The organism is Bacillus sp. Nf3 (assembly GCF_003028545.1).
Classification (GTDB): domain Bacteria; phylum Bacillota; class Bacilli; order Bacillales; family Bacillaceae; genus Bacillus; species Bacillus safensis.
Window position 1 is genome coordinate 1 of record NZ_PYUA01000091.1, and the last position, 546, is coordinate 546.

A 546-nucleotide genomic window follows, 5' to 3' on the forward strand; every position below is an offset into this window, starting at 1 on the left:
TGTAGGCCTGCTGCTTGGCGCGCACGCCGAAGCCGCGCTCTTCCAGGTACTTCTGCTCGTAGGCGCGGGTCTGGGTGTGTTCCTTCTGGATCTCGCGGATTGGCGCGATGATCTGGTAGTCGCCCAGTGCCTTCACCGCCAGGTCGAAGCGGACCTGGTCGTTGCCCATGCCGGTGCAGCCGTGGGCGATGATGTTGGTGCCCAGTTCGGCGGCACGCTTCAGCGCGGCATCGACGATCAGGTAGCGGTCCGAGACCAGCAGCGGGTACTGGCCCTGGTAGCCTTCGCCGGCCCACACGAACGGCTTGACGAAGCCTTCCCAGATGGCCGGGCCGCCGTTGACGGTGACGTGGCTGGTCACACCCAGCTCGGCGGCGCGCTTCTCGATGAAATCGCGTTCTTCATCATCCACGCCGCCGGTGTCGGCGAACACGGTGTGCACGTTGTAGCCGCGCTCCTGCAGGTACGGCACGCAGAAGCTGGTATCCAGGCCGCCGGAGAAGGCGAGAACGACGTCTTTGTTGCTCATGGGGGTCAGGTCCACTT

The 546-nt window shown here is 65.0% G+C and carries 1 protein-coding gene; it reads right to left on the reverse strand.

The features are described 5' to 3' along the window. Positions 1 to 529: argininosuccinate synthase domain-containing protein (locus tag C9414_RS21000; protein WP_181286202.1), on the reverse strand; the 529-nt coding region annotated here is incomplete at its 3' end. Between the last annotated feature and the right edge of the window lie 17 nt (positions 530 to 546).